The following is a 2,273-nucleotide window of genomic DNA, read 5'->3' as shown; positions in this document are numbered from 1 at the left end:
AAGTGTTTTTGGCTGTAGGATGCGGACTAAAAACAACCGCATTGCCTGCAGCAACCATCCCAATACTATTACAAATTATAGTTTCTGAAGGATTAGTGGTTGGTGTAATGGAACCAATGACCCCATATGGCCCCATTTCTACCAGCGTCAGGCCATGGTCACCGCTCCAGGCTTCACTTTTAAGATCTTCGGTTCCTGGAGTTTTCGTAGCTGCTAACCGGTTTTTGATGATTTTATCACTCACTCGCCCCATACCGGACTCTTTCACAGCCATCTCAGCGAGTAATTCTGCATTATCGTAAGCAGCCTGACGCATAGCCTTGATAAGTTCTTCCCGCTTTTCCATCGACAGTGTTTTTAACTGTTTTTGCGCAGCTTTGGCTGCGGCCACAGCTTCATCAATGGTTGTAAAAATACCACCATCACCAGAAACTGTGTTTGGCTGTTGTTGTATTCTGGCCATTACTTCGGCTGCAATTTTGGCAATTAAATTTTGATCAATAGTCATATATCTTCCTCCTTCCGTGCCCCTGTCACCCAATCTGCTCACGGCTTTTTCGACTGCCAACATGGCTGAGACGCGGGCAACCGTTATCCATAAGCAAATGATTAAGCACCAGCGGCGCAGCGTTGAATAATGGTCGTTCGCATCAGTCCATGCATCCTGTCACCTTGTGGTTTATAAAACCTCAGCAATGTAACAAAGTGGTGTATGAAAACTAAAAAGCAGCCATACCAGCTTTGGCAACTATCATGTCTTCCTCAACTGATCCCCCGCTTACACCAATACCTCCGACCAAAATACCATTTTCCCAAATAGGAAAACCGCCGCCAAATATAACCAGTCGGCAACTATCGGTGGTATTCAGGCCATACAGCATTTGCCCTGGCTGAGCAAGGGTGGCAGCCTGGTCTGTCGGCATTTTCAGAGCCACTGCAGTATAAGCTTTATTTAGTGCAATGGAAACACTTGCCAGCAAAGCATTGTCCATCCGTTCTTGCGCGACAAGATTACCGCCGGCATCCACCACAGCAATAACCATTGGCACACCAATTTCAACTGCTTTCTTTTCAGCAGCTTCAATCATTTTTTTAGCTTTTTCCAGCATAATACCCACCCCTCTGTCACTTTGTTCCCTGGTTTGCAGAACCTGCATTACGGCTTGGGTTACCTTAGTAATCAGCTCTTCCTGTTCCACACATCTTGCTAACACAAATAGCAAGTCAGATAACCGGTTCAAATATAGTGCAACCGGTGTTGGCACAGTTTCTGTACGCCTTAACTTAACAATCCACCGTTCGGCACGTCGAACAATGGTTCGAGCCAGATCTAGTGCTGCGCTGGCTGTCGTTCCCCCGGGAGTAACAAAATGTCTTTGCGGGATACGTCGCTCTTCTAGCTTGTCTATCATGGCCTCCAGTCTTTCTACATGACTAAGAGTAATACGATAGTTATCGCTGTTCGATTCCTGGCCATTAGTTGCTAAATCAGCATTCAACGCTATGAGTTCTTCTTGAATGCCATGAATAATCGTAACCGCCCAGTGTTTATCAGTAAGAAGAGATTTTGCCAATCCCATAGCGGCATTGGCTTCATCCACAGTACCGTAAGTTTGTACTCGGACACTGTCTTTATATACCCGTTCTTTACTCAGCAGGCTGGTTTTTCCTTCATCACCCGTTTTTGTATACACTTTCATGGCAGATTACTCCTCGAGTAAGCTTTTATCGATCTCAATGGTATCAATAATTCCCACAATGGCAGCATCAACCGCCGCTTGCGGGTTACCGGTTACATGTCGAGCAGAACTGCCATCTACCACAAGCACAGTTTCACCTTTGCCGGAACCAATGGTATCTACTGCCACAATGGGAGCACCGGCAGGTTGATTGCCAAGCGGAATTGGCTGGACAATAAGTAGCTTACTACCTGTTAAACTGTCGTCTTTGGGGGTAGCCACCAGGGTACCGATAACCTTTCCTACCCACATATCACTTCATCCTTTCCCTGAAGTTTGAGGACGAGATTGCCGCCACTTTATTGATGAGTAATTCAGCAATCTCGCCTTTTCTAGCTAATGCCGTTTTGAGTTGTTAACCTTATTGTTAGGTTAGTCGCCAAACATTCAGGGGAAGCCGCATAAGCTTCCACTTGTATAACCAGGAGCGTTAGACAGTTTAGTAACCGGATTAATCATGTGTACACAATGTGTAAGCCAGATTCCTTAGCAATATCAAATGCTAACGGCGTAATCAGCGTTCCTTGCACAACA

3 protein-coding genes are annotated in these 2,273 nt (G+C 45.7%); all 3 read right to left on the bottom strand.

Features of this window, described 5'->3' with window-relative positions:
• Positions 1-508, bottom strand: a 508-nt coding sequence (locus tag AC29Z1_RS16820; RefSeq protein WP_488272604.1) for an aldehyde dehydrogenase family protein, incomplete at its 3' end; no start/stop codon positions are given.
• Between the two features lie 211 nt (positions 509-719).
• Positions 720-1,700, bottom strand: a complete 981-nt coding sequence (locus tag AC29Z1_RS16815) for a cob(I)yrinic acid a,c-diamide adenosyltransferase (RefSeq protein ID WP_488272603.1) — start codon at positions 1,698-1,700, stop codon at positions 720-722.
• Between the two features lie 6 nt (positions 1,701-1,706).
• Positions 1,707-1,991: a EutN/CcmL family microcompartment protein gene (locus AC29Z1_RS16810; protein ID WP_488272602.1), complete on the bottom strand. Its 285-nt coding sequence runs from the start codon at positions 1,989-1,991 to the stop codon at positions 1,707-1,709.
• Positions 1,992-2,273 lie beyond the last annotated feature (282 nt).

The organism is Sporomusa sp. (assembly GCF_057736855.1).
Note: the sequence above shows the minus strand (reverse complement) of the source record. Positions and strands in the feature narration are given on the sequence as shown.